Raw genomic sequence first — 26,411 nt, forward strand, 5'->3', positions numbered from 1 at the left:
GGTCAGCGTCCCATCTGGAAGGCGGCGGCAATCAGCAGGATCAGGATCTCACCTGTCTGCTCGAACGCGCCGAGAATATCACCCGTCTGTCCGCCGATCTGGCGGATGGCAAGCTGCGCCAGCAACAAGCCGGCGAGCGATAGCAGGATCAGGCCGACCAGCGCCTTGCCCGGTCCGAGCGCGAGCGCGAGGGCGAGCGTCCCAAGTGCAAAGGCGATGGCGACGCTGCGGCCTGGCGGCGATCCGGCGGTGGCCGAAAGCCCGTCGGGTCGCGCCGGCGGCACCAGAGACATAAAGGCCGGGACGCCCGCGCGTGCCGCGGTGTGCGCAGCGCACAGCGCAAGTGCGACCAGCCACGGATCAGCGATCGCCGTGAGCGCACTCCAGCGCAGGCCGAACGACAGGATCAGCGCGCAGACGCCGTAAGTGCCGATCCGGCTGTCGCGCATGATCTCGAGCTTGCGCTCGCGCGTCCGCCCGCCGCCGAGCCCGTCGGCGGTGTCGGCAAGCCCGTCCTCATGCAGTGCGCCGGTGATGAGGGCGGTCGCGGTCAGTGCGAGCAGGGCGGCAAGGTTCGCAGTCAGTCCGAACCGGCTGGCAATCTTGTAGACCAGAGCGCCGGCAAGGCCGACCAGCAGTCCTGCGACCGGCAGGGCCCAGGTCGCACGGGTGACAGCGCCGTCGGCTGCCGGCTTCGACGATGCCAGGGGGAGGATCGTGACGAACGTCGCCGCCATCCTCAGATCGGCGATGACGTCTTTGAGAAGCTCGGCGCTCGGCATCATTTCAGCTTCATCGGCAGGCCGGCGACGATGAACTCGACCTCGTTCGCGACCGCCGCGATGATCTGGTTCATGATTCCGGCGGCGTCACGATAGCTGCGCGCCAGCGCGTTGTCGGGCACGATGCCGAGACCGACTTCGTTGGTGACGAAGACGATCGGGCTCTTGAAACCGCGCAGGAACGTGGCGAGTTTCATGACCTCGTGCTCCCAGTCACGCCCCGCATGCATCATGTTGGAGAGCCACAAGGTCAGGCAGTCCACCAGCCTTGGGCCGCCGCCATCGGTGTCGATCAGAGCCTGCAGGAGATCGAGCGGCACCTCCCGTTCGATCCAGTCGACGGCCTTGCGTTTGTTGCGGTGCTTGGCGATGCGCGTCTCCATTTCGGCATCAAGCGCCTCGGCCGTCGCGATGTAGATGGGCCTGCCCGGAAAGCTGCGTGCGCGTTTTTCCGCATGGGCGCTCTTGCCCGATCGCGCTCCGCCCGTGATCAAGATGATGGCCATAAGGGTCTCCCGTGGGGTCTGACTAATCACCAAACGCGGCCAAAGACAAAGCCGAAATCAGGCGGTCGGGGCTTGCGTTCGGCCTTCGCTTTGCGCAACAGGGGCGGGACAGGAGGCGGGTGTGGGTTTTGCGGGTGCGATGGCAGTAGCGATGGCGGTGGATGCCCTGCTGGGCTGGCCGTCATGGCTGTTCGCCCGGATCGGCCATCCCGTAACCTGGCTCGGGCGGCTGATCGGTGCCATCGACACCGTCTGGAATCGCACGTCCGGGTCGCCGGCATTTCGCCGCACCGCTGGTCTTGCCGGCGCGCTCCTGGTGATCGCGCTCTCCGTTACGGTCGGCTGGACGCTTCAGTCGCTGCTTGCCTCGGGCTGGGTTCAGATCGTGCTGGCGGGAGTCCTGGCCTGGCCGCTGCTCGCACTACGCTCGCTGCATGATCATGTCGCCGCCGTCGCACACCCTTTGATGGGCGGCGACGTCGCCGCCGCGCGCCACGCCGTCTCGCGCATCGTCGGCCGCGATCCGGCCGCGCTCGACGAGGCCGGCATCGCGCGCGCGGCAATCGAGAGCCTGGCGGAAAATGCCTCCGACGGCATCGTGGCGCCGGTGTTCTGGGGCGCGCTGTTCGGCCTGCCCGGAATTTTGGGCTACAAGGCGATCAACACGCTGGACTCCATGATCGGCCATCGCACCGAACGGCACGAAGCCTTCGGCTGGGCCGCGGCGCGCATCGACGATGTCGCAAACTTCATTCCAGCGCGCTTGACCGGAGTCTTGTTCGTGCTGCTCGCACCGCGGCGCTTCGAGGCGCTGTCGTGCATGACGCGGGATGCACGCCGCCATCGATCGCCCAACGCCGGCTGGCCGGAAGCAGCCATGGCCGGCGCACTCGGTGTGCGGCTCAGCGGCCCCCGCATCTATCACGGCAGCACCACCAACGAGCCCTGGCTGAACGAAGGCGCGCGCGATCCGCTCGCCGCCGACATCGGCGAGGGACTGACAGTCTACCGCCGTACCATGCTGCTGCTCGCCGGTATCCTTGCGGTCCTGACCTTCGCGTGAAAGAAGGGGGCATGCGCGAGCACGGTGGAAATCTCGATCTCGCCCAGCAGCGTTTTGGCGGACGGGCGGAGGACTGGATCGATCTGTCGACCGGGATCAACCGGCTGCCTTACCCCGTGGGTGAGGTGAGCGCGCGCGCGTGGGGCGCATTGCCGTCGCGGGCCGAGATCGAGAGCTTGCATCAGGCGGCGCGGCACGCCTACCGCACGAACGCGGCGGTCGTCGCGATGGGCGGCGCGCAGGCCGCCATTCAATTGCTGCCGCAACTGGCACCGCGCGGCCGCGCGCGCATCCTCGCCCCGACCTACAACGAATATGCCGGCGTCCTGTCGGCTGCTGGCTGGGATCTCCAGGAAGTCGCCGAGATCGACGAGCTGGCCGGCGCGGATCTCGCGATTGTCGTCAATCCCAACAACCCCGATGGCCGGTGTTTCGCGCCGAATGATTTGCTGGCGCTGCTGCCGCGCGTCGGCCGTCTCGTCGTGGACGAGAGTTTTGCCGAAGCTGTTCCGCAGCTGTCGCTTGCGCCGAAAGCGGACCATCCGGCGCTGCTGATCCTGCGCTCGTTCGGAAAATTCTATGGCCTTGCCGGCCTGCGGCTGGGCTTTGCGATCGGCAATGCGGCCGATATCGGCAAGCTCACGTCGATGTCGGGTCCATGGCCGGTGTCGGGAGCAGCGATCGCGGTCGGTTGCCGCGCATTACGCGACGATGCCTGGGCCGAGGCCACGTCAGCGCGACTTGGCCGCGACTGTGTTCGCCTGGACGCCATGGCGCAAGCCCAAGGCTGGACGCTTGTCGGCGGCACGCCGTTGTTTCGCCTCTACGAAACACCTGACGCGCTTGCCGCACAGGAGAAGCTGGCGTGCGGCCAGATCTGGTCGCGCGTGTTCGCGCAAAGGCCGAGATGGCTTCGCCTCGGGCTTCCCGGCAGTGAATCCGAATGGACACGCCTTGCCGAGGTCCTAGCGCGCTAGCGCGAGCAGGCCTTCGACATCGAGATGCTTTTCGATGTGATCGGCGAGCGCATCGAGCGCGCCTTCGACTCTCGCGTGATACGGCTCGCCGCCCGCGGGAATGTCGAGCCTTGCCAAAAATGCCTTGCGGAAATCATCCGAGGCGAACAGGCCGTGCAGATAGCTGCCCTGCACACGGCCGTCGCGGGAGATCGCGCCTTCCGGCTCGCCGTTCAGTCTTGCGAACGGCCGCGTGCGATCGGGCCCGTCGGTGCGGCCGATGTGGATCTCGTAAGCCTGGATCGATTGATCCGTGGCGACGTGCACGGCCGCAACGCGCGTCAGCGTCTTCTGCGGGCTCATCACTGTCTCCACGTCCAGAAGCCCCAGGCCCGGCGTGTCGCCGCCAGAGCCTTCGATGCCGTCAGGATCGGCGACGCGGTGTCCCAGCATCTGATAGCCGCCGCAGAGGCCGAGCACATGGCCGCCCCTGCGGTGATGTGCCAAGAGATCGATGTCCCAGCCTTGCGCGCGCAGGAAGGTGAGATCGCCGCGGGTGGATTTCGAGCCCGGGATGATGACGAGCCTGACATCACCCGGAATGGCGTCGCCCGGACGCACCATGACGAGATCGACGCCGGGCTCCAGTTTTAGCGGATCGAGATCGTCGAAATTGGCGATCCGCGACAGCGCGAGGCACGCGATCTTGCATTGCCCGGGCTTGCGCGCATCACTCAGGCCAAGCGCGTCCTCGGCCGGCAGCTCGCCGGCGCGCGCGAACCAGGGCAGCACGCCAAGGCCGCGCCATGCCGTTTTCTGCTCGATCAGCCTGTAGCCGTCGTCGAATAGCGTGGGGTCGCCACGGAACTTGTTGACGACAAAACCCTGGATCATCGCGGCGTCATCAGGGTCGATCACCGTCTTGATGCCGACGAGCTGGGCGATGACGCCGCCACGGTCGATGTCGCCGATCAGCACGACCGGCACGTCGGCCTTGTGGGCAAAGCCCATATTGGCGATGTCGGCCTTGCGCAGGTTCACCTCGGCCGGACTGCCGGCGCCTTCCACCAGAACGAGATCGGCGCGCGCTTTCAGCCGCTCGAAGCTCTGGAGCACCGCACCCATCAGGGACGGCTTCATCGCCGCATACTCGCGCGCACGCGCGGTCGCGATTCGTTTGCCGTGGACGATCACCTGTGCGCCGACATCGGTCTCAGGCTTGAGCAGCACCGGGTTCATGTCGGTGTGCGGCTCGACGCCGGCGGCGAGCGCTTGCAGCGCCTGGGCGCGGCCGATCTCTCCACCGTCGACGGTGACGGCTGCGTTGTTGGACATGTTCTGCGGCTTGAACGGGAGCACGCGCAGGCCGCGGCGCGTGAAGGCGCGCGCGAGGCCCGCGACGATGAGCGACTTGCCCACGTCCGAGCCGGCCCCCTGGATCATCAATGCGCGCGCCATCGCGTGACTTTTAGAACTCGACGCCGGCTTGCGCCTTGATGCCGGAGCGGAAGGGGTGCTTGACCAGTGTCATCTCGGTGACGAGATCGGCGATCTCGATCAGCTCGTCCTTGGCATTGCGTCCGGTGAGCACGACATGCGTCATCGGCGGCTTTTGCGTCGTCAGGAACTCGACGACCTCGGCGATGTCGAGATAGTCGTAGCGCAACGCGATGTTGATCTCGTCGAGCACGACCATGCGCAGGTTCGAATCGAGAATCAGCTCCTTGGCCTTCTCCCAGCCGGCGCGTGCGGCGGCGATGTCACGGGCGCGGTCCTGCGTCTCCCAGGTAAAGCCTTCGCCCATGGCGTGGAACTGGCAGAGGTCGCCGAAATGGCCGGTGAGCAGGCGACGTTCGCCGGTATCCCAGGCGCCCTTGATGAACTGCACGACGGCGCAGGGAAAGCCATGGGCGACGCAGCGGACGATCATGCCGAAGGCCGAGGAGGACTTGCCCTTGCCGGCGCCGGTGTGGACGATGACGAGGCCCTTTTCACCGCTCTTGGTCGCCATGATCTTGTCGCGGGCGGCCTTCTTCTTCGCCATTTTGGCGGCGTGGCGGGCGTCGGTTTCCTCGCCCGTCTGGGTATCCGGTTCAGGCGTCATCGTACCTGGTCCTTCGGCTTGACAAGAGGCAGCCGGGGGCAAATGGTGGCCCGGCGTTGGTTCCTGTCCTATGACAGGCGAAGAGGGAATGCGATAGGGTCCGAATCGGCAAGATTTGGATCCAAAATGCAGCCGCCCCCGCGACCGTGACCGGAGAGATGCCCGAAGCCACTGATTCCCACGGGATCGGGAAGGCGGGGATCGAAGGGGAAACCCTGCTCCGCAAGCCGGGAGACCTGCCAGCGCGGACGATTTTGGACCGGCGGACGGGGTGTTCCGCGACGGGGAAACGGACCCTCGCAAGAACGGTTCGTGGGCCTCTTCGCCTCCCGCTGATTATCTGGAAGAGGCGATGACCGTTACACTTCACGTCTGCATTACCTGCCGTGCCGGCCAGACGCCTGGCGATAGCGAGATCACGCCGGGCAAGCGCTTGCATGGTGCGATCCTCGACGCGGGCGTGCCAGATGGCGTCGCGGTGGTTCCCGTGGAATGCCTCTCTGCATGCAGCCAGGGCTGCTCGGTCGCGCTCAGCGCACCCGGCCGCTGGTCCTATGTCTATGGCCGTCTGTCGGATGCGAACGCGCAGGACGTGGTCGCGGGCGCCGCGGCCTATGCTGCCGCACCCGACGGCCTCGTGCCCTGGCGCAGCCGGCCCGAGATCTTCCGCAAGCAGTCGCTTGCGCGCATTCCACCCATTGCCGCGTTGCCGGAGGCCGCCGAATGAACTCGCTCGCAAAAGTCCCGGTGACGGTGGTCACTGGCTTTCTTGGTTCCGGCAAGACCACACTGATCCAGCATTTGCTCGCAAACCCCAACGGTCTGAAGCTCGCGGTGCTCGTCAACGAGTTCGGCAGCGAGGGCGTCGACGGCGAGATACTGAAGTCCTGCGCCGATGCCAACTGCCCGGAAGAGAACATCGTCGAGCTCGCCAATGGCTGCATCTGCTGCACAGTGGCCGACGATTTCATTCCGACCATGGAGAAGCTGCTGTCGCGGCCGGTGAGGCCCGACCACATTCTGATCGAGACGTCAGGGCTGGCGCTGCCAAAGCCGCTGCTCAAGGCGTTCGACTGGCCGGAGATCCGCTCGCGCATCACGGTTGACGGCGTGATCGCGCTGGCCGATGCCGAAGCGGTGGCCGCGGGCCGTTTTGCGCCCGATCCGGCTGCGGTGGAAGCGCAGCGTGCGGCGGACGAGAATCTCGATCACGAGACGCCACTGTCGGAAGTGTTCGAGGACCAGATTGCCTGCGCTGATATCGTCCTGCTGACCAAGGCTGATCTTGCTGGTAGCGCGGGCATCGAAGCCGCCAAGGCCGCGATCACCGCCGAGATGACGCGCCGCGTGCCGATGCTTCCCGTCACCGACGGCGCGATCGATGCCCGCTTGATTCTCGGCCTCGGCGCTGCCGCGGAGAATGATCTTGCCGCGCGTCCCTCGCATCATGACGGCGAGGAGGATCACGAGCATGATGATTTCGCCTCCGTCGTGATTGATCTTCCGGAGGTCACCGACCTCGATGCACTGGTCGCATCGGTGCAGCGTCTTTCGCGGGAGCAGAATGTGCTGCGCGTCAAGGGTTACATTGCGGTCGCGGGCAAGCCGATGCGTCTCTTGCTGCAGGGGGTCGGCGAGCGCGTGCGCCACCAGTTCGACAAGCCCTGGGGCGCAGGTCTCAGGCAGTCGAAGCTCGTCGTCATCGGCGAGCACGGCGATATCGACGAGGCCGCGATCAAAGCGGGACTTGGTGTCTGATGCACGTCGTCTTCCGCGAGAGCCGCGGTCTCGAGGAGACCGCGACACCAAGGGACATCGGCCAGGACCCGGCCGATCTCGTGGTGCTCTCGTATTCGGATTCCGATCTCGCCGCGTTTGCGGCCGGCTGGCGGCGTGGCCGTAACAGCCTGCCATCGCTGCGGCTCGCTAATCTTGCGGAACTGCGCCATCCGCTTTCGGTCGATACCTATATCGAGCGCACGCTCTTGCAGGCGCGCGGGATTCTGGTGCGCCTGATCGGCGGCGAGTCCTATTGGCCGTATGGGCTCGCGGCTCTCCAGCAGCTCGCCAAGGACCGCGGCATCGTGCTCGCCGTGCTGCCGGCCGATGGCCGCGATGATGAGCGGCTTGATGCATACTCGACCTTGCCGGTCTCGACGCTGCGCAGGCTCAAGGTGCTCTGCGACACCGGCGGCCCGGTCGCGGCGCAGGCGGCGATTGCGCAGCTCGCGCTGGCGTCGGGTCTCTATGCCGGCCCGGTCGTCGGCGAGATGACCGTTCCCGAGATGGGCTTTTACGATCCCGCGCGCGGTGTCATTGCCGCGCCGGCGGACGGCGGGGGCAGGCCGCGCGCGCTGGTGACGTTCTATCGTTCCTATCTCACCGCAGCGGACACCGGTCCGGTCGACGCCCTGATCGGCGCGCTGCGCGAGAGAGGATTTGACGCGCATGGCGTGTTCGTCACCTCGCTGAAGGCTGCAGGTGTTGCGGACTGGCTGCGGGTGCATCTCGCACAAAATCCTCCGGCCGCGATCGTCAACGCGACGGCGTTCTCGGCGATCGGCGATGACGGCACGACGCCGTTCGATGCCGCATCCTGTCCGGTGTTCCAGGTCGCACTCTCCACAGCGCGGCGCGAGGACTGGACCGAGTCGCTGCGCGGCCTGTCGCCCGGCGATCTCGCGATGCATGTGGTGCTGCCCGAGGTCGACGGCCGCCTGTTCGCGGGGGTGGTGAGTTTCAAGTCAGTCGCGATGCGCGATGCCGATCTGCAATTTTCGCATCTGGCGCACAGGCCCTATGAAGAGCGTGTGACGGCTGTGGCGGCGCGCGTCGCGGCATGGCGACTTCTCGCGGAGAAGCCTGCCGCCCAGAAGCGGCTGGCGGTCGTGCTCTCGAACTATCCGGGCCGTCCGCACCAGATCGCGCATGCGGTTGGACTCGATGCGCTGGCATCGGTCGAGGCCGTCGTATCCGATCTAGCAGAGGTCGGATTCGATGTCGCGCCGGTGCATGCGCTCGGCGAGACGCTGCTGAGGCAGCGACTGACCTGGAACATCGCCGATTACCGCGCAGCGCTCTCGCGCCTTCCGCAAGTCTTGCAGGACGATCTCGCGCAAGCCTGGGGCGTGCCGGAGACCGATCCGAGTTGCCGCGACGGCGCGTTCCATTTTGCCGCGATCCAATGTGGCCGCTCGATCATCGCGGTCCAGCCGGAGCGCGGCGATGCACCCACGCGTGACGCCGACTATCACGATCTCGCCCGCACGCCGCGCCACGCTTACGTCGCGTTCTATCTCTGGCTCTGGGGGCAGGGCTGCGATGCTGTCGTGCACATGGGCGCGCATGGCACGCTGGAATGGCTGCCCGGGAAATCGGTGGCGCTGTCGCCAGCCTGCTGGCCGGAAGCTCTGATCGGCGATCTCCCCGTGATCTATCCCTTCATCGTCAACGACCCCGGCGAGGCCGCGCAGGCCAAGCGGCGCATCGGCGCCGTCACGATCGGCCATCTGCCGCCGCCGCTGGAGCAATCCACGGTGCCGGAAGGGCTCCGCCGGCTCGAACGGCTCCTCGACGAATATTCGACCGCCGATGGCCTCGATCCCGCACGCCGGCAGCGGTTGATCGCCGCGATCCGCGACGAGGCGCGGGCCGCCGGCCTCGAAGACGATCTCGGTCTCGACGCGTCGGCCGCACCGGCGAAAGCCATTCCGCGGATCGATCGTTTCGTCTGCGATCTCAAGGAGAGCCAGTACGGCGCCGGCCTGCACGTGTTCGGCCGCGGCACTTGCGGCGAGGCGGAGCGGGATGCGCTGCGTGCAGCGCTAGCGGGCCGACGCATTGCGCCGGGCCCGTCGGGCTCGCCCTATCGCGGGCGCCGGGACGTGTTGCCGACCGGGCGCAATCTCTTCGCCGTCGATCCGCGCGCGGTGCCGACGCCGTCGGCGCATGCGCAAGGCATCAAGCTCGCCGAAGAGCTGCTGCGCCGCCACTTGCAGGATCACGGCGACTGGCCAAAGGGTCTCGTCCTCGACCTCTGGGGCTCGGCGACCATGCGCACGGCCGGCGAAGAGTTTGCCATGGCGCTGCATCTGGCCGGCCTTGCGCCGCGCTGGGATCACGCCTCGGGCCGCGTCACCGGTTACGACATCATCGCGCCGGCCGAGCTCGGCCGCCCCCGCGTTGACGTCACACTACGCGTGTCCGGCCTGTTCCGCGATGTCTTCTCCGGTCTCGCGCAATTGTTCGAGGCGGCGTCCGAGGCGCTCGCGGCGCGCGAGGAAGAAGGCGACGAAAATCCATATCGCCATCGTGCGTCCCGCGTGTTCGCGCCGCGACCCGGGCAATACGGCGTTGGCCTTTCCGCGATTCCAGATGCCTTCACGCGCGAGGCGGCCGGCGAGGCCTGGCTGTCGGCGTCGTCCTGGGCGCTCTCCGCCGATGGCGAGATCAAGCAAGATCGTGCCGGCATCGAGCAGCGGCTCGCATCGGCCGATGCCTTTGTTCATGTCCAGGACCTGCCGGAGACCGATCTTCTGCTCGCCGCCGACTATGCCGCGCATGAAGCCGGCATTGCTGCGGCTGCGGCACAGCTCGGTGCGGCAGCACCATCGCTCTATCATCTCGATACGACGCGCCCCGAGCAGCCGCATGCGCGCACGCTGACCGAGGAGATTTCCCGCGTCGTCCGGGCGCGCGCGGCCAATCCGGCCTGGATCTCCGGCATGATGCGTCATGGTTTTCGTGGTGCCGCCGAGATCACCGCGACGCTCGAGCACATGGCGGCGTTTGCGCATCTGGCCGACGCCGTGCCGCCGCATCTGTTCGATCTTTATTTCGATGCGACGCTTGGTAACGATGATGTCCGCAGCTTCATGGCTCACGAAAATCCGGCGGCGCTCGCCGCGATGGAAACTTGCTTCGCGCGCCTGCACGAGGCGTCACTCTGGCAAACGCGCCGCAATTCGATTGCGGCTGCGTTGCGGGAGGCGTCATGAGCGCGGCGAGGGTCAAGGGCTGGTGTCCCGGCGCGCTCCGCCCGATGCAATCGGGCGATGGCCTCGTGCTTCGCGTGCGGCCGTTCGGTGGGCGGCTCGATGCGGCACAGATCTCCGGACTGGCTCACCTCGCCGAACGCCATGGCAACGGCCTGATTGACGTGACCAGCCGAGCCAATCTCCAGATCAGGGGTGTCAGCGACACCAGCCACCGGCTGCTGCTCGACGGCCTTTCGCAACTGGCGTTGCTCGACCCGGACGCTGACACCGAATCCCGCCGTAATATCCTCGTGACACCGTTCTGGCGCACCGACGACGAGACGCAGGCGATCGCCGCCGAACTCGAGGAGGCGCTCGAGAATAGCGCACTCGAGCTTCCGACGAAGTTCGGCTTCGCCGTCGATGACGGCACCTCACGCGTGCTTGCGGGCGATTCGGCGGATGTGCGGATCGAACGTGATCGTTCCGGCGGATTGCTGGTGCGGGCCGATGGCGACAAGCTCGGCCGCCCGGTCGCGCGCGGCGAGGCCGTGGCCACCGCGCTCGCGCTCGCCAGCTGGTTCATTGTCTCGGGCGGCGCAAGGGGCGGGCGAGGGCGGATGGCGGCGTACCTAGCCGCTGGAGCAGCCCTGCCGGCGGAACTGCGTGGCGAGGCCGAGCCGGCGCCGATCATGGCTGCTGCGCGTCCCGGCCTTTATTCGCAAGGTGCGATGGTCGGGGTGGCCTTCGGACAGATGCCGCATGCGACACTCAGCCAGCTCGCCGGTTGCGGACATGCGCTGCGCATGACGCCGTGGCGGATGGTTTTGAGCGAAGGCAAGCGCGTGATGCCGAACGCGACCGGCTTGATCACCGAGGCCTACGATCCCGCGCTGCGCGTCATCGCCTGTAGCGGCGCGCCACGCTGTCGCGAGGCGCATGCCGACACCCGCGGCCTCGCTGCGGCCTTGGCTCCGAACATCGGCGCGGCCTCGCGGCTTCATGTTTCCGGCTGCGCCAAGGGCTGCGCCCATTCCGGTGCGGCCGCCATCACGCTGGTCGCGACCAGCGCAGGCTTCGATCTCGTCCGCGGAGGGTCCACGCGCGATGAGCCGATCCTGCGCGGGCTGAACCGCGACGACATCGTCAGTGATCCCTCCATCCTGATGGGAGGGCACTGATGCCGCACACTTACGAGACCGACGGCGCGGCGATCTACCGGCAATCCTTCGCGACCATCCGGGCTGAAGCGGATCTTGCCCGCTTCACGCCCGATGAGGAGCAGGTCGTGGTGCGGATGATCCATGCTGCCGGCATGGTCGGCCTGGAAGCGCATATCCGCTTCACGCCCGGCATGGCGGCCGCTGCGCGCGCAGCCCTGCAGAACGGCGCGCCGATCCTGTGCGACGCGCGCATGGTCTCCGAGGGGATTACGCGCGCGCGGCTTCCCGCGGCCAATGCCGTGATCTGCACGCTCGGCGACGAGTCCGTTCCCGCGCTGGCGCAGTCCATGCGCAACACGCGTTCCGCCGCGGCGCTGGAGCTGTGGCGCCCGCATCTCGATGGTGCAATCGTCGCGATCGGCAACGCGCCGACCGCGCTGTTTCACCTCCTCAACATGCTGGAGGGGCGCGGCTGCCCGCGGCCGGCGGCGATTATCGGCTGCCCGGTCGGATTCGTCGGCGCCGCCGAATCCAAGGCCGCGCTGATGGCGGATCCGCCGGTGCCGGCGCTCACGGTCGAGGGACGCCTCGGCGGTTCCGCGATCACGGTCGCCGCCGTCAATGCGCTGGCAAGCCGGAGCGAATAGCCATGGGACGCATCATCTGCTGCGGTCTCGGCCCCGGCGCCCCTGATCTGATGAGCGTGCGCGCCGACCGCACGGTGCGCGGCGCAAGGCATGTCGCCTACTTCCGCAAGAAGGGCCGGCCCGGCCAGGCGCGACGTATCGTCGAGGGCATGCTGGCTGCCGACGTCACCGAATACGCAATGGAATATCCGGTCACCACGGAGATCGCGTTCGACAGCCCGGAATACATTAAGTTGCTGGCCGCCTTCTACGATGAATGGGCGGAGCGCCTGGCGCGGCTCGCGCGCGCCGTCGATGTCGTCGTGCTCTGCGAAGGCGATCCATACTTCTACGGCTCGTTCATGCATCTGCACGCGCGTCTGCAAGGCCGTGTCGAGATCGAGGTGATCGCGGGCATTCCCGGCATGGTCGGCTGCTGGAATGGCGTGGGCCGGCCGATCGCGCTCGGCGACGACGTGACGACAGTACTGATGGGCACGCTGACTGAAGACGAGCTCGAACGGCGCATGCGCGATTCCGATGCGCTCGTGATCATGAAGACCGGCCGAAACCTCGCGAAGGTGCGCCGCGCGCTTGCTGCCGCCGGCAGGCTGGACGACGCCTGGCTGGTCGAGCGCGGCACCATGCCGGGCGAGCGCGTGGTGCGGCTCGGCGAGATCGATGCCGGCGATTGTCCTTACTTTGCGATCGTGCTCGTGCACGGCAAGGGCCGGCATCCGGGCGCCGCCGAATGACGGGCACCCTGACCATTGCGGGCCTTGGGCCGGGCAGCGATGCACTTGTGACCCCCGAAGTCTCCGCCGCGCTGGCCTCCGCGACGGACATTCTGGGCTACGCGCCCTATGTCGCGCGCGTGGTGCCGCGGCCGGGACTCAACCTGCATCCATCGGACAATCGCGAGGAGCTGCAGCGGGCGAGCGAGGCCCTGCGGCTCGCAGCCGGAGGCGGGCAGGTCGTCGTCGTATCCTCCGGCGATCCCGGTGTGTTCGCGATGGCTTCGGCGGTGTTCGAGGCACTCGAACAGGCGCCGCAATGGCACGAGCTTCCCATCCGCGTGCTGCCGGGTATCACCGCGATGCTGGCGGCAGCCGCGCGCGCCGGTGCGCCGCTCGGCCATGATTTTTGCGCAATCAATCTCTCCGACAATCTCAAGCCATGGGCGGTGATCGAGAAGCGACTGCGGCTGGCCGCGGAAGCCGATTTTGCCATTGCAATGTACAATCCCCGGTCAGTGAGCCGGCCGGAAGGATTTGGCCGCGCGCTTGCCGCGCTGAAAGAGGCCGGCTGCGGCGACCGCCTCGTGATCTTTGCGCGCGCGGTCAGCGCGGCTGACGAGAAGATCGGGACGGTGACGCTGAACGAAGCGACGCCAGAGATGGCCGATATGCGAACGCTCGTGATCGTCGGCAATTCGCAGACGCGCCGCGTGGGCCGCTGGGTCTATGCACCGAGGCAGGTGCGATGACCGAGCCACTGCATGATCTCGGCCACACTCTCGACCCGCAACCGTTCGGGCAATTTTGGTCGCGAGATCATGATCACGGGCAGGCTGAGCGCGCGGGCCGCATCGATCTTGGCGCGCGCGCCGTCGCCACCGGAATTGCGCGCGACGATCCGCGCGATGCCGCGCATGCGCATCATATCGAGCTCAGCCTCGAGCGTGAACGGTCCGCGCGACACGATCACCTCCGCCGCGAAGGGCAGCGGTGCCTCGGGCGGATCGACGAAGCGCAGCGTGTAGGTGTGCTGCGGCTTGCTCGCGAACGGCGCGATATGCTGGCGGCCGATCGCGAGGAATACTTTTGCCGGGGCGTCCGGCAGCGCCGCGACGGCGGCGTTGACATCCGCGACCTCAATCCAGTTGTCGCCGGGCGCTTTGGTCCAGGGCGCGCGCTCCAGCGCAATCAGTGGCGTGCCGGCTTCGGCGCACGCCTCAATCGCATTGCGGCTCATCTCGGCGGCGAAGGGATGGGTCGCGTCGATCACATGCGTGATGCCCTCACGGCGGATGTAGTCTGCGAGTCCGCTTACGCCGCCAAAACCGCCGATGCGGGTCGGCAGCGGCTGATCGGACGGCGCGCGGGTGCGGCCGCCATAGGAATAGACGGCCTCGACGTGTGCGCGCGCGATCTCCGCTGCGAGCAGGCTCGCATCGGCAGTTCCGCCCAGAATGAGGGCGCGGTTCATGGCTGATCCCTGGCTGACCATCATTGGTATCGGCGAAGATGGCCTTGCCGGGCTCTCGGAAGCAAGCCGAAAGGCGCTTGGCAACGCCGAAACCGTGTTCGGCGGCGAGCGTCATCTTGCGCTTGCTGATGTTGGTGGTCGGGGCCGCCCGTGGCCGGTGCCGTTCGACGCGAGCATCGTGCTGAGCTGCCGCGGCCGCCCGACGGCAGTGCTCGCCTCCGGCGATCCGTTCTGGTACGGCGCCGGCGCAAGTCTTGCCGAGAAGCTCAATGCCGACGAGTGGATTGCATATACGGCGCCGTCGACCTTCTCGCTTGCCGCCGCGCGGTTGGGCTGGCGGCTCGAATCTATCACCTGCCTCGGACTTCATGCCGCGCCGTTCGAGCGTCTCGTGCCGCATCTCGCGGCTGGCGCGCGGATCGTCTGTCTCGTGCGCGACGGCAGAGCTGCCGTCGATCTCGCGAGATGGCTGACGGAGCGCGGATGGGGCGCCTCGTCATTCTGGACTCTCGTTGCGCTCGGTGGACCACATGAACGCGTCGGTAAGTATCGCGCGGAGACCTATACACGCGCTTCAGCCGGAAACCTGGTTGCGGTGGCGCTGGAGGCGAGGGGAGCGGACGGCCTGTCTCGCGGTTCGGGGCTGCCGGATGCTCTGTTCGCTCACGACGGCCAGATCACCAAGCGGCCGGTGCGCGCCTTGGCGCTATCGGCGCTCGGGCCGTGTCCTGGCGGGCATTTGTGGGATATCGGCGCCGGCTCGGGCTCGATCTCGGTCGAATGGGCGCTGTGCGGCGGGACGGCGAGCGCAATCGAGGCGCGCGAGGACCGCGCCGCGAATATCCGCAGCAACGCAGCAGCATTCGGATTGGCGCATCGGATCGCCATCATCACGGGGAAGGCGCCCGAGGCTCTCGCTGCGCTGGACCTGCCGGACGCCGTCTTCATCGGCGGCGGTTTCGACATCGCAATGTTCGACGCCATTTGGTCGCGCATCGGGCCAGGCACACGGCTCGTCGCGCATGCGGTGACGCTGGAAACGGAAGCCCTGCTTGGCGAGCTGCACCGGCGCCACGACGGCGAATTGATGCGGGTCGAAATCGCGCATGCCGGCCCGCTCGGCCGTTATCGATCCTGGGAGGCGTCGCGGCCGGTGGTACAGTGGAGTACGGCCCGATGAAGGTCGCTGGACTCGGATTCAAGCGGGACGTGACGCTCGCCTCGCTGCGCGAGGCGCTGCTGGCGGCCGGCGGTGCCGAAGGCCTCGCGGCGGTGGCAACTGTCAGCGACAAGGCCGACGCGGAGGCGCTGAAGCAGCTCGCGCGCGAATGCGGGGTGCCGATCAAGGCCGTTTCTGCGGACTTGCTGGCCGGCATCGAGACGCCGACGCAATCGAAGCTCATCGTGGAAAAGTTCGGGACCGGATCGGTTGCCGAAGCCGCAGCTCTCGCAGCGGCCGGCCCTCGCGCGCGATTGATTGCGACGCGGGCGGTATCGCAGGATCGCACCGCGACGGCCGCGATTGCGGAAGGAGACGGCGCATGACGGTGCATTTCATCGGCGCAGGGCCGGGCGCACCAGACTTGCTGACGTTGCGCGGCCGCGATTTGATCGCCGCCTGTCCGGTCTGTCTCTATGCGGGCTCGCTGGTGCCCGATGGCGTGCTGGCGCATTGCCCGCCCGGCGCGCGCATCGTCAACACCGCGCCGCTGTCGCTCGACGAGATCGTCGCGGAGATCGCTGCTGCGCATGCTGAGGGCAAGGATGTCGCTCGGCTGCATTCCGGTGATCTGTCGATCTGGTCGGCGATGGGCGAGCAGCTCCGCCGCCTGCGCGCGCTCGGCATTCCCTATACGGTCACGCCCGGTGTTCCATCTTTCTCGGCAGCGGCGGCTGCGCTGGAGGCCGAACTGACGCTGCCCGGCCTTGCCCAGACGGTGGTGCTGACGCGCACCCCGGGTCGTGCCAGCGCGATGCCCGAAGGCGAGAAGCTTGCCGCCTTCGCCGCCACCGGCGCGGTGCTCGCAATCCATCTGTCGATCCATCTGCTCGACAAGGTCATCGCCGAGCTCACGCCGCATTACGGCGCGGATTGCCCCGTCGCGATCGTCTGGCGCGCGAGCTGGCCGGACCAGCGCATCGTCCGCGCCACGCTGGCAACGCTCGATGCGGCCGTCGGCAGCGAAATGGAACGCACCGCACTGATCCTGGTCGGCAAGACGCTCGGCTCGGCGGACTTTGAGGAGAGCCGTCTCTACGCCGCCGACTACGACCGCCGCTATCGGCCGTTCGGCGCCGAGCCGCGCTTTCCGGAGGCGACGTGATGGCGGCAGGTCTCGTCATCTCCGCGCCGGCATCCGGTGTCGGCAAGACGACGCTGACGCTGGCGCTGGCGCGTGCCTGGCGCCATCGCGGCTTGAATGTGCAGTGCTTCAAGAGCGGGCCTGACTATATCGACCCCGCCTTCCATGCCGCCGCGACGGGGCGCGCCTCCGTCAATGTCGATAGCTGGGCGATGGATCGCGCGACGATTGCACATCTGGTCAGCCGCGGTGTAGATGCCGATGTCGTGCTCGCCGAGGGCTCGATGGGCCTGTTCGACGGGGTCGCCGCACGCGGCGTCTCCGGCACCGGCGCGACCGCCGATATTGCGGAGATGCTGGGCTGGCCGGTGCTGCTGGTGATAGATCCTTCTGGCCAGGCGCAGACCGCGGCGGCGATTGCTGCCGGCTTACGCGACTACCGCCCCGGCGTGCGCCTCATGGGCGTGGTGCTCAATCGCGTCGCCAGCCCGCGCCATGAAGATCTCGTGCGGCGTGCGCTGAACGATGCCGGCATCGCCGTGTTCGGTGCGCTGCCGCGCCACGCCGAGATCAGCCTGCCGAAACGGCATCTCGGCCTCGTGCAGGCCGAGGAGCAGGCGGAGATCGGCGCGCTGATCGATGAGGCCGCGCGCTTCGTCGCCGAGCATGTCGATCTCGATACGGTGCTGCACTCGGCCGCGGCCTGGTCGCCGGAGCCTGCCGTGAATAGGCTCAACGTGACGCCGCCCGGCCAGCGCATTGCGCTTGCCCGCGATGCCGCGTTCTCCTTCGTCTATCCGCATATGCTGGAAGCCTGGCGCGCGGCGGGCGCCGAGATTTTGTCCTTCTCGCCGCTCGCCGATGAAGCACCTGACGCGAGCGCCGATGTGTGCTGGCTGCCGGGCGGTTATCCCGAGCTGCACGCGGGGAAGATCGCGGCCAATGCGCGCTTCCGCGATGGCCTGCGTGCCTTCGCCGTGACGCGGCCGGTGCACGGCGAATGCGGGGGCTATATGGTGCTGGGAACCGGGTTGACTGACGCCGACGGCGTCCGCCATGGAATGATGGGCCTGCTCGGCCTGGAGACCAGCTTTGCCAAACGCCGCATGCATCTGGGTTATCGTCTCGCCGAACTCGCAGCGCCAATGCCGGGACATCGCCCCGGTGCACGCCTGCGCGGCCACGAGTTCCACTATTCGACCATCCTTGCGCAGCCCGATACGGCGCTGGCGGTCGTGCATGACGCAACGGGTGCGGTCATTGCCGAGACCGGCTCGCGGAGGGGACAAGCCACGGGCACGTTCTTCCATCTGATCGCGGAGGACCGGTGAGCGGTTTCGTCACTTTCATCTCGGCCGGCCCCGGCGACCCCGAGCTTCTCACGCTCAAGGGCGCCGCGCGGCTGCGCGAGGCCGACGTCGTGCTCTATGATGATCTTGCCTCCGGCGCGATCCTCGACTTGGCCCAGCCCGGCGCCAATCTCGTCGCAGTCGGGAAGCGGGCAGGGCGGCCCTCGACCAAGCAGCATCACGTCAACCGCCTTCTGGTCGACTACGCCGCCACCGGCGCCCGCGTGGTGCGGCTGAAGTCCGGCGATGCCGGCATCTTTGGCCGGCTCGAGGAGGAGTTGGAGACGCTGCGCCAAGCCGGCATCGGCTACGAGATCATTCCAGGGGTCACCTCGGCCTGCGTTGCCGCCGCGCAAGCCGGCATTCCCCTGACCCGGCGCCACACCTCGCGCAGGGTGCAGTTCGTGACCGGGGCCGATGTCACCGGCGAGTTGCCACAGAATTTGAATTGGGCGGCGCTGGCCGACCCTGAGGCGACGACCGTGGTCTATATGGGACGGCGCACCTTTCCGGCGCTCGTCGCAAAATTGACCGAGCACGGCCTCGCCGCGGATACCCCGGCGCTGTTCGCCGAATCCCTCGGGCGGTCCGACGAACGGCTGGTGCGCACCACGATTGCCGAGCTCGCCGAGCAACTTGGACGCGGGGGCGCTGCTTCCACGGCAGCCGTCATCCTGTTCGGCGCGCTGGCGGAAGAATATCGGTCATGATCGCCCCGGCCGCTCGTCGCCCCTTGACGCTCGGCCGGCGAAAGGGGCACACAGGAGAGGCATGGTGCTCGACGCGGCGCAAAGCGCCGGAGCACAATCGGGAATGGGGATGGGCGGACCAAATGGCGGCGCCCAAAACCCCAGCCGCCCCCGCGACTGTAAGCGGTGAGGGACTCCAATCAGCCACTGGCCGCAAGGCTCGGGAAGGCCGGAGAACCCAGCGAACCGCGAGCCAGGAGACCGGCCGTGCGTATTTTGAGGCCAAGGCCGTCGGGTGTGACGGCAGGAAGGAACTGAACCATGCATATCGAACCCGGTATCGTCTCGGGCGCTAAGCTCGTGTTGAGTTACGCAACAGGCATCGCCGTCGGCGGCGTTGTCTTGAAGCTCGCGGTCGAGACCGTGCGCGAGCAGGGCATTACATCGTTCGCGGCGCGGACGCTCGCCACCACGGGCCTCGTGTTCGTCTTCTTCGAGATCCTGCCGCACTTCCCGGTCGGCGTGTCCGAGGTGCACTTCATCCTCGGCTCGACGTTGTTCCTGCTGTTCGGCGCCGCGCCGGCGGCCTTCGGCCTTGCGTTCGGACTGCTATTCCAGGGCGTGTTCTTCGAGCCACCGGATCTGCCGCAATACGGCATGAATGTCACCACGCTGCTGGTGCCGCTGTTCGCGATCCAGGCGATCGCCACCCGGATCATTCCGCGCACCACCGCCTATGTCGATCTGCAATATCGTCAGGCGCTGGCGCTTTCGACCACGTATCAGGCCGGCGTCATCGCCTGGGTGGCGTTCTGGGCGCTCTACGGCTCCGGATTTGCTGCGACCAACCTCGTCAACATCGCGACGTTTGCGGCCTCCTACGCGCTCGTCATCGTGATTGAGCCGCTGGCCGACCTCGCCGTGCTGGCATTGGCGAAGTCGCTGCGCGGTGTCACGGCGCCTGGCTTGGTCACCCCGCGTCTGCACGACGCGGCTTGAGAGACAAGCGAGCGGGCGGCCGAAGCGGCCGCCCTTTCGCAGGCAAGATGCTCACGCTCTCCCTGATAGGCATTGGTTGCGGCGATCCCGAGCAGCTTACGCGTGCCGCCATTCAAGCCATCAACGCCGCCGATCTGGTCCTGATTCCGCGCAAGGGGACGGCGAAGTCCGATCTCGCCGATCTCAGGCGGACGATCTGTGCGGATGTGCTCTCCAACGACAAGACCCGTATCGCCGAGTTCGACGTCCCCGTGCGTGACGCAGGTGAGGCGGATTATCGCAAAGGCGTCGACGATTGGCACGATGCTGTGGCCGCGGCCTGGTCGCAGACCATTGCGGATAACCTCGGGGGCGAAGGCAAGGTCGCGCTGCTGATCTGGGGCGATCCGTCGCTTTATGATTCTTCGCTGCGCATTGCGCGGCGACTAAATCCCTTGCCTGAGATCGAGGTCGTGCCCGGCATCACCTCGATGCAGGCGCTGTGCGCGGCGCACGCACTCCCACTCAACGACATCGGCGAGCCTTTTCTCGTGACGACGGGACGCCGTTTGCGCGAGGGTGGCTGGCCGCAAGGCGTCGATACCGTAGTCGTGATGCTCGACGACGGCACGGCATTCCAGTCGCTCGATCCAGAAGGTTTGCAGATCTGGTGGGGCGCCTATCTCGGCATGCCCGATCAGATTATCATGTCCGGCGTTCTGGCCGAGATCGGCCCGCGCATCGTTGCTGCGCGGCAGGAGGCGCGCGAGCGGCATGGCTGGATCATGGACAGCTACATTCTCAAGCGCAGGCCGTAAGCGAGGCAGCATGCTCCCTGAATGGGTCTATCAAAAATGCCCTGATGTTTCCGCGGTCCACCGCAAGGCGGCGATCGCGCGACAGGCGCAACTTGCCAAGCCGGCCGGCGCGCTCGGCCGGCTCGAGCAGCTCGCGATCGAGCTTGCAGGCCTGCAAGCGACCGAACAGCCGCGCGCGACGCGCGTGCCGATCATTGTTTTCGCCGGCGACCACGGCATCGTCGCGCAGGGCGTCTCGGCCTATCCGCAAGCCGTGACGATCGCGATGATGGCGAACTTTGCGTCCGGCGGCGCTGCGATCTCGGTGCTGGCGCGCGAGCTTGGCTCAAACCTCGAAGTCGTCGATGCCGGTACGCTGGCGGATGAGGGGATGGCGGGCGTCGTCACCGACAAGCCGCGCAGCGGGACCCGCGACTTCAGCCTCGAAGCTGCGCTCACGCCCGCGGAGTTGGCATTCGCTTTCGAAGCCGGCCGGCGCGCGGTTGCGCGCGTGGAAGCCCGGCAGCCCGATCTCCTGATCTTTGGCGAGATGGGCATCGGCAACACCACGACATCGGCTGCGATTGCGGCGAGCCTGCTTGGCATGTGCGCCGAGGAAGTCGCAGGCAATGGCACTGGCGTCGACGCGGCCGGCCTAGCGCACAAGGCGCGCGTGATCGATGCCGCGATCGCGCGTCACGGCGCGGCGGGCGCGACGCCCGAAAATATCCTGTGCGCCGTCGGCGGCCTTGAGATCGCGGCGATCTGTGGCGCGATCATTGCGGCCGCACATCGCCGCATTCCCGTACTGATCGACGGCTTCATCGTATCGGTGGCGGCGCTGACGGCGGTGCGGCTCAATCCGTCGTGCCAGCCGTTCCTCTTGCCGTCGCATCAATCGGCGGAGCAGGGGCACCGGCTGGTGCTGCGCGCTCTGAACGTGCAGCCGCTGGTCAGTCTCGATCTCAGGCTCGGGGAGGGGTCGGGCGCCGCGATCGCGCTGCCGCTGGTGCGGCTCGCCTGCAGCCTCCACAACAGCATGGCGACGTTTGCGCAGGCCAATGTGCCGGATCGTCCTGGCTGATCCGGCTCAGGTCATCCTCTGATTGACAGAGACAACGCGCCAGCTTGTGGCGAGCCGGTCGATCCGGGTCAGCGACAGCGGGTCGATCACGAAGCGCAATGCCGCTTGTGGCGTCAGATCGAGTGCGATGCACAGCGCAGCGCGGATCGTGCCGGAATGCACGACGAGCGTTGCTGGGCCGGCGCCGATTTGTGACAGACCGGGCCGCACACGCGCGACCTGATCATGAAAGCTTTCGCCGCTCGGCGGCCGTCCGCCTGCCGGATCGCTCCAGAACTGCGCATAGGCCGCGCCACCGGTCGCGGCGATCTCGTCGTGCTTCCGGCCGGTCCAGTCGCCAAAATTCTGCTCGCTGAATTCAGCCACCACGATCGGCTCGAGCCGCAGCGCCCGCGCTGTCTCGACCGTGCGGCGCGACGGGCTGGCATAGGTCGCGGCGTCCCGCGGCAGACGCCGCCGCAGCGCTTCCAGTTGCGCACGATCGCCGAGATCGGCCGGCGCGTCGGCGGCATGGATCGTCCCTTTGACGCCGTGGACCGGTGCATGCCGTACCAGCCAGAGGAAGGTCTCGCCTTCCATGCTTGTCTCCGAGGAAGTTGGTCGCTGTGGCAATAACGCCGCAGCTTCCACATTGACTCTGTCTTGATCGTAATCCTAGATGGCTTCGACGGTTTCCCCGAAAGGGGATGAAAAGGGAATGCGGTGCGGGGACATTGTCCCCAATGCCGTGGCTGCCCCCGCAACTGTAAGCGGCGAATCTTGCGTCACAAGCCACTGGGTATCTCGGTCCCGGGAAGGCGACGCAAGGTAGCGACCCGCGAGCCAGGAGACCTGCCGTCAGCCGTGGTCACACGCGAAGATGTCGGTCGGGGAGTACAGACATTCGGCTTCATCGGAAGGCTTATAAGCCGGACGATGGGACCCTGGTTCGCGGTGACGTGCCACTGACGTCACACCGAGGTCCAAGACCGTGTCTTCCATCCGTATTGCACCACCGCGCCGCTTCCTGCTTGCCTCCGCCGCACTCGCATCCTTTGCTGCTCTTGATCCGCCCGCCGCGCTCGCGCAGCAGGCCCGCGAACCGCTGCCGCCCGTCGAGGTCTCGCCGCCGCAATCCCGCAAACAGGCCAGGCCTGCGGGCCGGGAAGCGCAGGGTCCACGCCGTGCGGCAGCGCGCCGGCCGGCGGCCGCAACGGCCGCGCCCAAGCCCGTCGTGCCGGCGGCAACGGCGCAGACGCCGCTCAACAGCAACGCTGTTGCCGAAAGCGCTTCGCGGCTCGGCCTGACCGTGCGGGAGACGCCCGCGACCGTCGAGGTGATCTCGGCCGAGACCATGCGCGAGCAGGGCTATCGCACCGTCTCCGAGGTCGCGCAGGGCGCGGTCGGCGTCACCTCCGGCGACAATCCGGCCGAGCCTGCGGCGTTCTCGATGCGCGGCTTCACCAACAGCCAGATCAACACGCTCTACAACGGCATCAAGATCGGTCCGCAGAACATGACCTCGCGGATCACGGACACCGCCAATCTGGAGGCGGTGGAATTCCTGAAGGGTCCGGCCTCGCTGATGTCGGGTGAGGGCGCCGCCGGCGGCGCGATCAACTTCGTCACCAAGCAGCCGCACACCGGTCCGATCCGGAACGAGGCGGATTTCTCCTGGGACTCGCTGAACTCGTTCCGCGCCCATTACGGCTCGGGCGGCAGCACCAATGTGCAGGGCCTCGACTACCGGTTCGATGTCGGCCGTTCCTCCCTCAACGGCTTTGTCGACGATACCAACACCAAGACGCTCGACCTGTCAGGTCAGCTCAACTACCGCATCTCCGACAGTCTCAAGATCTGGGGCGCGATCGAGTATCGCGAAGACCGCTCGAAGGCCTATTGGGGCGCGCCGCTGGTGCCGATCGCCTTCAGCGGCTCGCATGCCACGACGGGGATCGTTTCAGGAAATTACGTCTCGAACTACAACAAAACGAATCTCGGTGCGGTCACGATCGACGACCGCACCTTCAACACCAACTACAACGTCTTGGACAACCGCAATGTCGCACAGGAGGTGTGGCTGCGCGGCGGCTTCGAGCTGAAGCTGGCGCCTGACCTGACGCTGAAGAGCCAGGCCTATGGCTATGGGGCAGAGCGCACCTGGTTCAACAACGAGGTGGAGGCGTTCAACTCTGGTACCAATCTGGTCGATCGTGAGCGCTTCTATGTCGCACACAGTCAGCGCCTCGTCGGTAACGTCACCGACCTGATCTGGGACACGAATATCGCCGGTTTCGACAACCGGCTGGTCACGACGCTATCGTCGAGTTATCTCGATTTTGTCAGGCCGGGCGCAGCTAACTTCCCGTTCGATAATGTCCCGCTCGTCGATCCCGTGCGCGGTTATTACGGCACGCTCACGACCAAGCAGCAGACTGCGCGGATCGACAACGAGGCGCTGTCGTTCGAGGACCGGCTGAAGCTGACGCGCAGCTTCGCGCTGGTCGGTGGTCTCCGTGTCGAGCATATCGGGCTCGACCGCAATTCGACCGACTCCGCCGGGCTTGTGAACGCAGGTTTTCCGTTCACGAAGGACTGGGCGCCGGTGACGGGCCGTATCGGCTATACCTGGGAGGCCGTTCCCGGCCTGACCTTCTTCAGCCAATACGCCACCGGCGCGGATATCTCCGCCAACAACATCTTCCTGCTCAATCCGACCCAGCCGCTCGATCTCACCACTGCGCGGACCTATGAGACCGGGGTCAAGCACCTGTTCTGGGACAACCGGGCGGAGTGGTCGTTCTCGGCTTACGATATCCTGCGCAAGAACGTCTATGCGGCGGCCGGCGGCATGGCGCTCAACATTGCCGGACGGCAGGAGTCCAAGGGCGTTGAGCTGGCCGCATCCGTCCGCCCGATCGAGCCGCTGCGTCTCTGGGGCAACATCGCCTATGTCGATGCGCGTTATGCCGACTACAATTTCGTCGGTGGCTCCTTCTCCGGCAATACGCCGCCGAACGTGCCGCGCATTGTCGCCAATGCCGGTGCGTCGTACCGGTTCTTCACGCCATGGCCGGTGGAACTCGGCATCACCGGCCGCCATGTCGGTGATCGCTACAACACCGACGCCAATGTGGTGACGATGAAGGCGTATACCGTGGCCGACGTTTACGCTTTCGTCGACATTCCAGAGACCGTGTTCAATGCGGTCGACCAGGCCCGCCTGACTTTCCGCGTGCGCAACATCGCCGACAAGCGCTATGCGATCTGGGGCGATCCGTTCTATCCGGATCAGATCCTGCTCGGCGCGCCGCGCACCTACGAGATCTCGGCGGCGTTCAAATGGTAGGGCGTTGACCACATGATGAGTGCGATCGTCCTCTCGCATCGCTGGCTCGGGATCGCGTTCTGCCTGCTGTTCGCGATGTGGTTCGCGACGGGGATCGTGATGCACTTCGTTCCGTTTCCGTCGTTGACGGAAGCGGAGCGGTTTGCCGGGCTTGCACCGGTGGATCGCGGAGAGACGGTCACGGCGGTTGCCGATGCGGTGGCCGCGAGCGGCATTGCCGATGCCACGCGTGTCCGCTTGATCCGGCGGAGCGACGGACCGGTCTACATCGTGTCGGGACCATTGCGGCTTCGTGCGGTCCGCGTTTCGGATGGCCAGAGCGCATCGGTGTCGTCGCCCGAGATCGCACTCGCCATCGCGCAGGCTCATGTGCGTCAGCGCGGACTCGATGCTGCGCATGCGGCTGTCGTTGCACATGCGGACTACGATCAATGGAGCGTTCCGAACGGGTTTGATCGCCACCGGCCGCTTTTCCGTATCGCACTTGGCGATGCCGCGGGAACGGAGGTTTACGTCTCGTCCCTGACCGGCGAGATCGTGCTGGATACGACGCGAAGCGAACGCGGCTGGAATCTCGCCGGCAGCGTTTTGCACTGGATCTATCCGACGGTTCTCAGAAGCAACTGGGCGCTGTGGGACGGCGTGGTCTGGACATTGTCGCTGCTGGCCTTGGTCGCGGCGGTGCTGGGCGCATTGCTCGGTGTTGTGGGGCTGAGAATTCGCGAACGGCAAATCTCATCGCCCTACCGCGGCTGGCACGCCCTGCATCATGCCGTTGGTCTCATCGCGACGACGTTCGTGCTGACCTGGATCTTCAGCGGCTGGCTCTCGATGGACCATGGCCGGCTGTTTTCGCGCGGGCAGTTGACCCCGGCGGAGGCTGGAGTGATGAATGCCCCGCCGGATTGGAAGTCAACCGCCGCGTTCGATCGGACGCCGATATCGTCCGCAGCCCGCGAAGTCGAATGGTTTGGCTTTAACGGCGCGGTCTATCGACGCGAGCGGACTGGTTTCGACAAGCAGATTCTGGTTCGGCCGGACGACCGAGAGGCAGGAGCGCTCAGCGCGGAAGAGGTCGCCAGTTTGGTGAGGCGCCTTGCGGAAGGCTGCGGTGCGCCGTCCGTTGTCGCGGTCAATGATGACTATCCCGCGCAGTCCATCATCCCGGGTGCACCTGTCTATCGTTCCCGTTGCGGCGACCTCTGGTTTGATATCGATAGCGCAGATGGCAGCGTGGTGCAGAGGCTTGATGCCTCACGGCGGGCCTATCGCTGGCTCTACGGCGCCCTGCACACGCTCGATTTTCCATTCCTGGTGGCGCACCCGCACTGGCGCGATGTCCTGATCGTCGGCCTCTGCGTGCTCGGGCTGGTGTTCTCGATCACCGGAACTGTCATCGGCTGGCGGCGGTTGCGTCTGTCTTTCGCCGGCTAGGACACCCGATCAAAACAAAAAGTGCGAAAACAACCCCATGCACAGTAGCCGGCGATAATGAAATC

25 protein-coding genes and 3 riboswitches are annotated in these 26,411 nt (G+C 66.7%); of the genes, 19 read left to right on the forward strand and 6 right to left on the reverse strand.

Features of this window, described 5'->3' with window-relative positions; translation table 11 throughout:
* Positions 1-2: 2 nt before the first annotated feature.
* Positions 3-785 carry an adenosylcobinamide-GDP ribazoletransferase gene (cobS, locus tag QSV46_RS00770; RefSeq protein ID WP_314945023.1) on the reverse strand — a complete coding sequence of 261 codons (783 nt, stop codon included), beginning with the start codon at positions 783-785 and terminating at the stop codon, positions 3-5.
* Complete coding sequence (gene cobU, locus QSV46_RS00775) at positions 782-1,288, reverse strand: bifunctional adenosylcobinamide kinase/adenosylcobinamide-phosphate guanylyltransferase (RefSeq protein ID WP_314945025.1); 507 nt, start codon at positions 1,286-1,288, stop codon at positions 782-784. Before cobU ends, cobS begins: the two co-directional genes overlap by 4 nt.
* A gap of 121 nt (positions 1,289-1,409) precedes the next feature.
* Here cobU and cbiB point away from each other — a divergent pair, with 121 nt between their 5' ends.
* Both cbiB and cobD read left to right on the forward strand, forming a co-directional pair.
* The gene (gene cbiB, locus QSV46_RS00780; RefSeq protein ID WP_314945027.1) at positions 1,410-2,351 is read left to right on the forward strand and encodes an adenosylcobinamide-phosphate synthase CbiB; all 942 of its coding nucleotides are present in this window, start codon (positions 1,410-1,412) and stop codon (positions 2,349-2,351) included.
* A gap of 11 nt (positions 2,352-2,362) precedes the next feature.
* Positions 2,363-3,328: a threonine-phosphate decarboxylase CobD gene (gene cobD, locus QSV46_RS00785; RefSeq protein WP_314945029.1), complete on the forward strand. Its 966-nt coding sequence runs from the start codon at positions 2,363-2,365 to the stop codon at positions 3,326-3,328.
* Here the strand turns inward: cobD and QSV46_RS00790 are convergent.
* Both QSV46_RS00790 and cobO read right to left on the reverse strand, forming a co-directional pair.
* Complete coding sequence (locus tag QSV46_RS00790; protein WP_314945032.1) at positions 3,317-4,765, reverse strand: cobyric acid synthase; 1,449 nt, start codon at positions 4,763-4,765, stop codon at positions 3,317-3,319. The genes cobD and QSV46_RS00790 overlap by 12 nt on opposite strands.
* 10 nt (positions 4,766-4,775) lie before the next feature.
* A complete protein-coding gene (cobO, locus tag QSV46_RS00795) occupies positions 4,776-5,411 on the reverse strand; it encodes a cob(I)yrinic acid a,c-diamide adenosyltransferase (RefSeq protein WP_314945034.1) in 636 nt (211 codons plus the stop codon).
* Between the two features lie 40 nt (positions 5,412-5,451).
* Positions 5,452-5,670, forward strand: a riboswitch (cobalamin riboswitch).
* Between the two features lie 93 nt (positions 5,671-5,763).
* Between cobO and QSV46_RS00800 the strand changes: the two genes are divergently transcribed.
* The 7 genes from QSV46_RS00800 to cobJ are packed head-to-tail and all read left to right on the forward strand — an operon-like array spanning position 5,764 to position 13,662.
* Positions 5,764-6,138: a DUF1636 domain-containing protein gene (locus QSV46_RS00800; RefSeq protein WP_314945037.1), complete on the forward strand. Its 375-nt coding sequence runs from the start codon at positions 5,764-5,766 to the stop codon at positions 6,136-6,138.
* On the forward strand, positions 6,135-7,169 hold the full coding sequence (gene cobW / locus QSV46_RS00805; RefSeq protein WP_314945039.1) for a cobalamin biosynthesis protein CobW: 1,035 nt from the start codon (positions 6,135-6,137) through the stop codon (positions 7,167-7,169). The genes QSV46_RS00800 and cobW overlap by 4 nt, the downstream gene beginning before the upstream one ends.
* On the forward strand, positions 7,169-10,408 hold the full coding sequence (gene cobN / locus QSV46_RS00810) for a cobaltochelatase subunit CobN (RefSeq protein ID WP_314945041.1): 3,240 nt from the start codon (positions 7,169-7,171) through the stop codon (positions 10,406-10,408). Before cobW ends, cobN begins: the two co-directional genes overlap by 1 nt.
* On the forward strand, positions 10,405-11,568 hold the full coding sequence (gene cobG, locus QSV46_RS00815; protein WP_314945043.1) for a precorrin-3B synthase: 1,164 nt from the start codon (positions 10,405-10,407) through the stop codon (positions 11,566-11,568). Before cobN ends, cobG begins: the two co-directional genes overlap by 4 nt.
* Entirely contained in the window at positions 11,568-12,197 is a 630-nt protein-coding gene (locus tag QSV46_RS00820) for a precorrin-8X methylmutase (RefSeq protein WP_314945045.1), read from the forward strand. The genes cobG and QSV46_RS00820 overlap by 1 nt, the downstream gene beginning before the upstream one ends.
* 2 nt (positions 12,198-12,199) lie before the next feature.
* Positions 12,200-12,931: a precorrin-2 C(20)-methyltransferase gene (locus QSV46_RS00825; RefSeq protein WP_314945047.1), complete on the forward strand. Its 732-nt coding sequence runs from the start codon at positions 12,200-12,202 to the stop codon at positions 12,929-12,931.
* The gene (gene cobJ, locus QSV46_RS00830) at positions 12,928-13,662 is read left to right on the forward strand and encodes a precorrin-3B C(17)-methyltransferase (RefSeq protein ID WP_314945050.1); all 735 of its coding nucleotides are present in this window, start codon (positions 12,928-12,930) and stop codon (positions 13,660-13,662) included. Before QSV46_RS00825 ends, cobJ begins: the two co-directional genes overlap by 4 nt.
* Here cobJ and QSV46_RS00835 read toward each other — a convergent pair.
* A complete protein-coding gene (locus QSV46_RS00835) occupies positions 13,638-14,384 on the reverse strand; it encodes a cobalt-precorrin-6A reductase (protein WP_314945051.1) in 747 nt (248 codons plus the stop codon). The genes cobJ and QSV46_RS00835 overlap by 25 nt on opposite strands.
* Here QSV46_RS00835 and cbiE point away from each other — a divergent pair.
* The 8 genes from cbiE to cobT all read left to right on the forward strand — a co-directional run bounded on the left by cbiE (position 14,383) and on the right by cobT (position 21,584).
* Positions 14,383-15,564 (forward strand): precorrin-6y C5,15-methyltransferase (decarboxylating) subunit CbiE, encoded by a 1,182-nt coding sequence (cbiE, locus tag QSV46_RS00840; protein ID WP_314945053.1) that lies wholly within the window; start codon positions 14,383-14,385, stop codon positions 15,562-15,564. The two genes, QSV46_RS00835 and cbiE, sit on opposite strands and share 2 nt — an antisense overlap.
* Positions 15,561-15,929 carry a cobalamin biosynthesis protein gene (locus tag QSV46_RS00845; RefSeq protein ID WP_314945054.1) on the forward strand — a complete coding sequence of 123 codons (369 nt, stop codon included), beginning with the start codon at positions 15,561-15,563 and terminating at the stop codon, positions 15,927-15,929. The genes cbiE and QSV46_RS00845 overlap by 4 nt, the downstream gene beginning before the upstream one ends.
* A complete protein-coding gene (gene cobM / locus QSV46_RS00850; protein WP_314945056.1) occupies positions 15,926-16,708 on the forward strand; it encodes a precorrin-4 C(11)-methyltransferase in 783 nt (260 codons plus the stop codon). Before QSV46_RS00845 ends, cobM begins: the two co-directional genes overlap by 4 nt.
* Positions 16,708-18,018 (forward strand): cobyrinate a,c-diamide synthase, encoded by a 1,311-nt coding sequence (locus QSV46_RS00855; RefSeq protein WP_314945057.1) that lies wholly within the window; start codon positions 16,708-16,710, stop codon positions 18,016-18,018. Before cobM ends, QSV46_RS00855 begins: the two co-directional genes overlap by 1 nt.
* Positions 18,015-18,746, forward strand: coding sequence for a uroporphyrinogen-III C-methyltransferase (gene cobA, locus QSV46_RS00860; protein WP_314945060.1), 732 nt, complete (start codon positions 18,015-18,017; stop codon positions 18,744-18,746). Before QSV46_RS00855 ends, cobA begins: the two co-directional genes overlap by 4 nt.
* Positions 18,747-18,791: 45 nt before the next feature.
* Positions 18,792-19,010, forward strand: a riboswitch (cobalamin riboswitch).
* Positions 19,011-19,046: 36 nt separating this feature from the next.
* Positions 19,047-19,724, forward strand: a complete 678-nt coding sequence (locus QSV46_RS00865; RefSeq protein WP_314945062.1) for an energy-coupling factor ABC transporter permease — start codon at positions 19,047-19,049, stop codon at positions 19,722-19,724.
* A gap of 47 nt (positions 19,725-19,771) precedes the next feature.
* The gene (gene cobF, locus QSV46_RS00870; protein WP_314945065.1) at positions 19,772-20,521 is read left to right on the forward strand and encodes a precorrin-6A synthase (deacetylating); all 750 of its coding nucleotides are present in this window, start codon (positions 19,772-19,774) and stop codon (positions 20,519-20,521) included.
* Between the two features lie 10 nt (positions 20,522-20,531).
* Complete coding sequence (gene cobT / locus QSV46_RS00875) at positions 20,532-21,584, forward strand: nicotinate-nucleotide--dimethylbenzimidazole phosphoribosyltransferase (RefSeq protein WP_314945068.1); 1,053 nt, start codon at positions 20,532-20,534, stop codon at positions 21,582-21,584.
* Positions 21,585-21,590: 6 nt separating this feature from the next.
* On the opposite strand, the gene QSV46_RS00880 is transcribed toward cobT, so the two are convergent.
* A complete protein-coding gene (locus QSV46_RS00880; protein WP_314945071.1) occupies positions 21,591-22,163 on the reverse strand; it encodes a histidine phosphatase family protein in 573 nt (190 codons plus the stop codon).
* Between the two features lie 72 nt (positions 22,164-22,235).
* Positions 22,236-22,438: riboswitch (cobalamin riboswitch) on the forward strand.
* Between the two features lie 116 nt (positions 22,439-22,554).
* Between QSV46_RS00880 and QSV46_RS00885 the strand changes: the two genes are divergently transcribed.
* Both QSV46_RS00885 and QSV46_RS00890 read left to right on the forward strand, forming a co-directional pair.
* Positions 22,555-24,912, forward strand: a complete 2,358-nt coding sequence (locus QSV46_RS00885) for a TonB-dependent receptor (RefSeq protein WP_314945072.1) — start codon at positions 22,555-22,557, stop codon at positions 24,910-24,912.
* 12 nt (positions 24,913-24,924) lie between these two features.
* A complete protein-coding gene (locus QSV46_RS00890) occupies positions 24,925-26,346 on the forward strand; it encodes a PepSY domain-containing protein (RefSeq protein WP_314945074.1) in 1,422 nt (473 codons plus the stop codon).
* The last annotated feature ends 65 nt before the right edge of the window (positions 26,347-26,411 follow it).

The organism is Bradyrhizobium cosmicum (assembly GCF_032290525.1).
In the GTDB taxonomy this organism is placed as follows: domain Bacteria; phylum Pseudomonadota; class Alphaproteobacteria; order Rhizobiales; family Xanthobacteraceae; genus Bradyrhizobium; species Bradyrhizobium cosmicum_A.

Bases quoted from the DNA above. Each gene is read 5' to 3' on its own strand.
- cobS (WP_314945023.1), bottom strand. From the start codon at position 785: ATGATGCCGAGCGCCGAGCTTCTCAAAGACGTCATCGCCGATCTGAGG.
- cobU (WP_314945025.1), bottom strand. From the start codon at position 1,288: ATGGCCATCATCTTGATCACGGGCGGAGCGCGATCGGGCAAGAGCGCC.
- cobD (WP_314945029.1), top strand. From the start codon at position 2,363: ATGCGCGAGCACGGTGGAAATCTCGATCTCGCCCAGCAGCGTTTTGGC.
- QSV46_RS00790 (WP_314945032.1), bottom strand. From the start codon at position 4,765: ATGGCGCGCGCATTGATGATCCAGGGGGCCGGCTCGGACGTGGGCAAG.
- cobO (WP_314945034.1), bottom strand. From the start codon at position 5,411: ATGACGCCTGAACCGGATACCCAGACGGGCGAGGAAACCGACGCCCGC.
- QSV46_RS00800 (WP_314945037.1), top strand. From the start codon at position 5,764: ATGACCGTTACACTTCACGTCTGCATTACCTGCCGTGCCGGCCAGACG.
- cobW (WP_314945039.1), top strand. From the start codon at position 6,135: ATGAACTCGCTCGCAAAAGTCCCGGTGACGGTGGTCACTGGCTTTCTT.
- cobN (WP_314945041.1), top strand. From the start codon at position 7,169: ATGCACGTCGTCTTCCGCGAGAGCCGCGGTCTCGAGGAGACCGCGACA.
- cobG (WP_314945043.1), top strand. From the start codon at position 10,405: ATGAGCGCGGCGAGGGTCAAGGGCTGGTGTCCCGGCGCGCTCCGCCCG.
- QSV46_RS00820 (WP_314945045.1), top strand. From the start codon at position 11,568: ATGCCGCACACTTACGAGACCGACGGCGCGGCGATCTACCGGCAATCC.
- QSV46_RS00825 (WP_314945047.1), top strand. From the start codon at position 12,200: ATGGGACGCATCATCTGCTGCGGTCTCGGCCCCGGCGCCCCTGATCTG.
- cobJ (WP_314945050.1), top strand. From the start codon at position 12,928: ATGACGGGCACCCTGACCATTGCGGGCCTTGGGCCGGGCAGCGATGCA.
- cbiE (WP_314945053.1), top strand. From the start codon at position 14,383: ATGGCTGATCCCTGGCTGACCATCATTGGTATCGGCGAAGATGGCCTT.
- QSV46_RS00835 (WP_314945051.1), bottom strand. From the start codon at position 14,384: ATGAACCGCGCCCTCATTCTGGGCGGAACTGCCGATGCGAGCCTGCTC.
- QSV46_RS00845 (WP_314945054.1), top strand. From the start codon at position 15,561: ATGAAGGTCGCTGGACTCGGATTCAAGCGGGACGTGACGCTCGCCTCG.
- cobM (WP_314945056.1), top strand. From the start codon at position 15,926: ATGACGGTGCATTTCATCGGCGCAGGGCCGGGCGCACCAGACTTGCTG.
- QSV46_RS00855 (WP_314945057.1), top strand. From the start codon at position 16,708: ATGGCGGCAGGTCTCGTCATCTCCGCGCCGGCATCCGGTGTCGGCAAG.
- QSV46_RS00865 (WP_314945062.1), top strand. From the start codon at position 19,047: ATGCATATCGAACCCGGTATCGTCTCGGGCGCTAAGCTCGTGTTGAGT.
- cobF (WP_314945065.1), top strand. From the start codon at position 19,772: ATGCTCACGCTCTCCCTGATAGGCATTGGTTGCGGCGATCCCGAGCAG.
- cobT (WP_314945068.1), top strand. From the start codon at position 20,532: ATGCTCCCTGAATGGGTCTATCAAAAATGCCCTGATGTTTCCGCGGTC.
- QSV46_RS00880 (WP_314945071.1), bottom strand. From the start codon at position 22,163: ATGGAAGGCGAGACCTTCCTCTGGCTGGTACGGCATGCACCGGTCCAC.
- QSV46_RS00890 (WP_314945074.1), top strand. From the start codon at position 24,925: ATGATGAGTGCGATCGTCCTCTCGCATCGCTGGCTCGGGATCGCGTTC.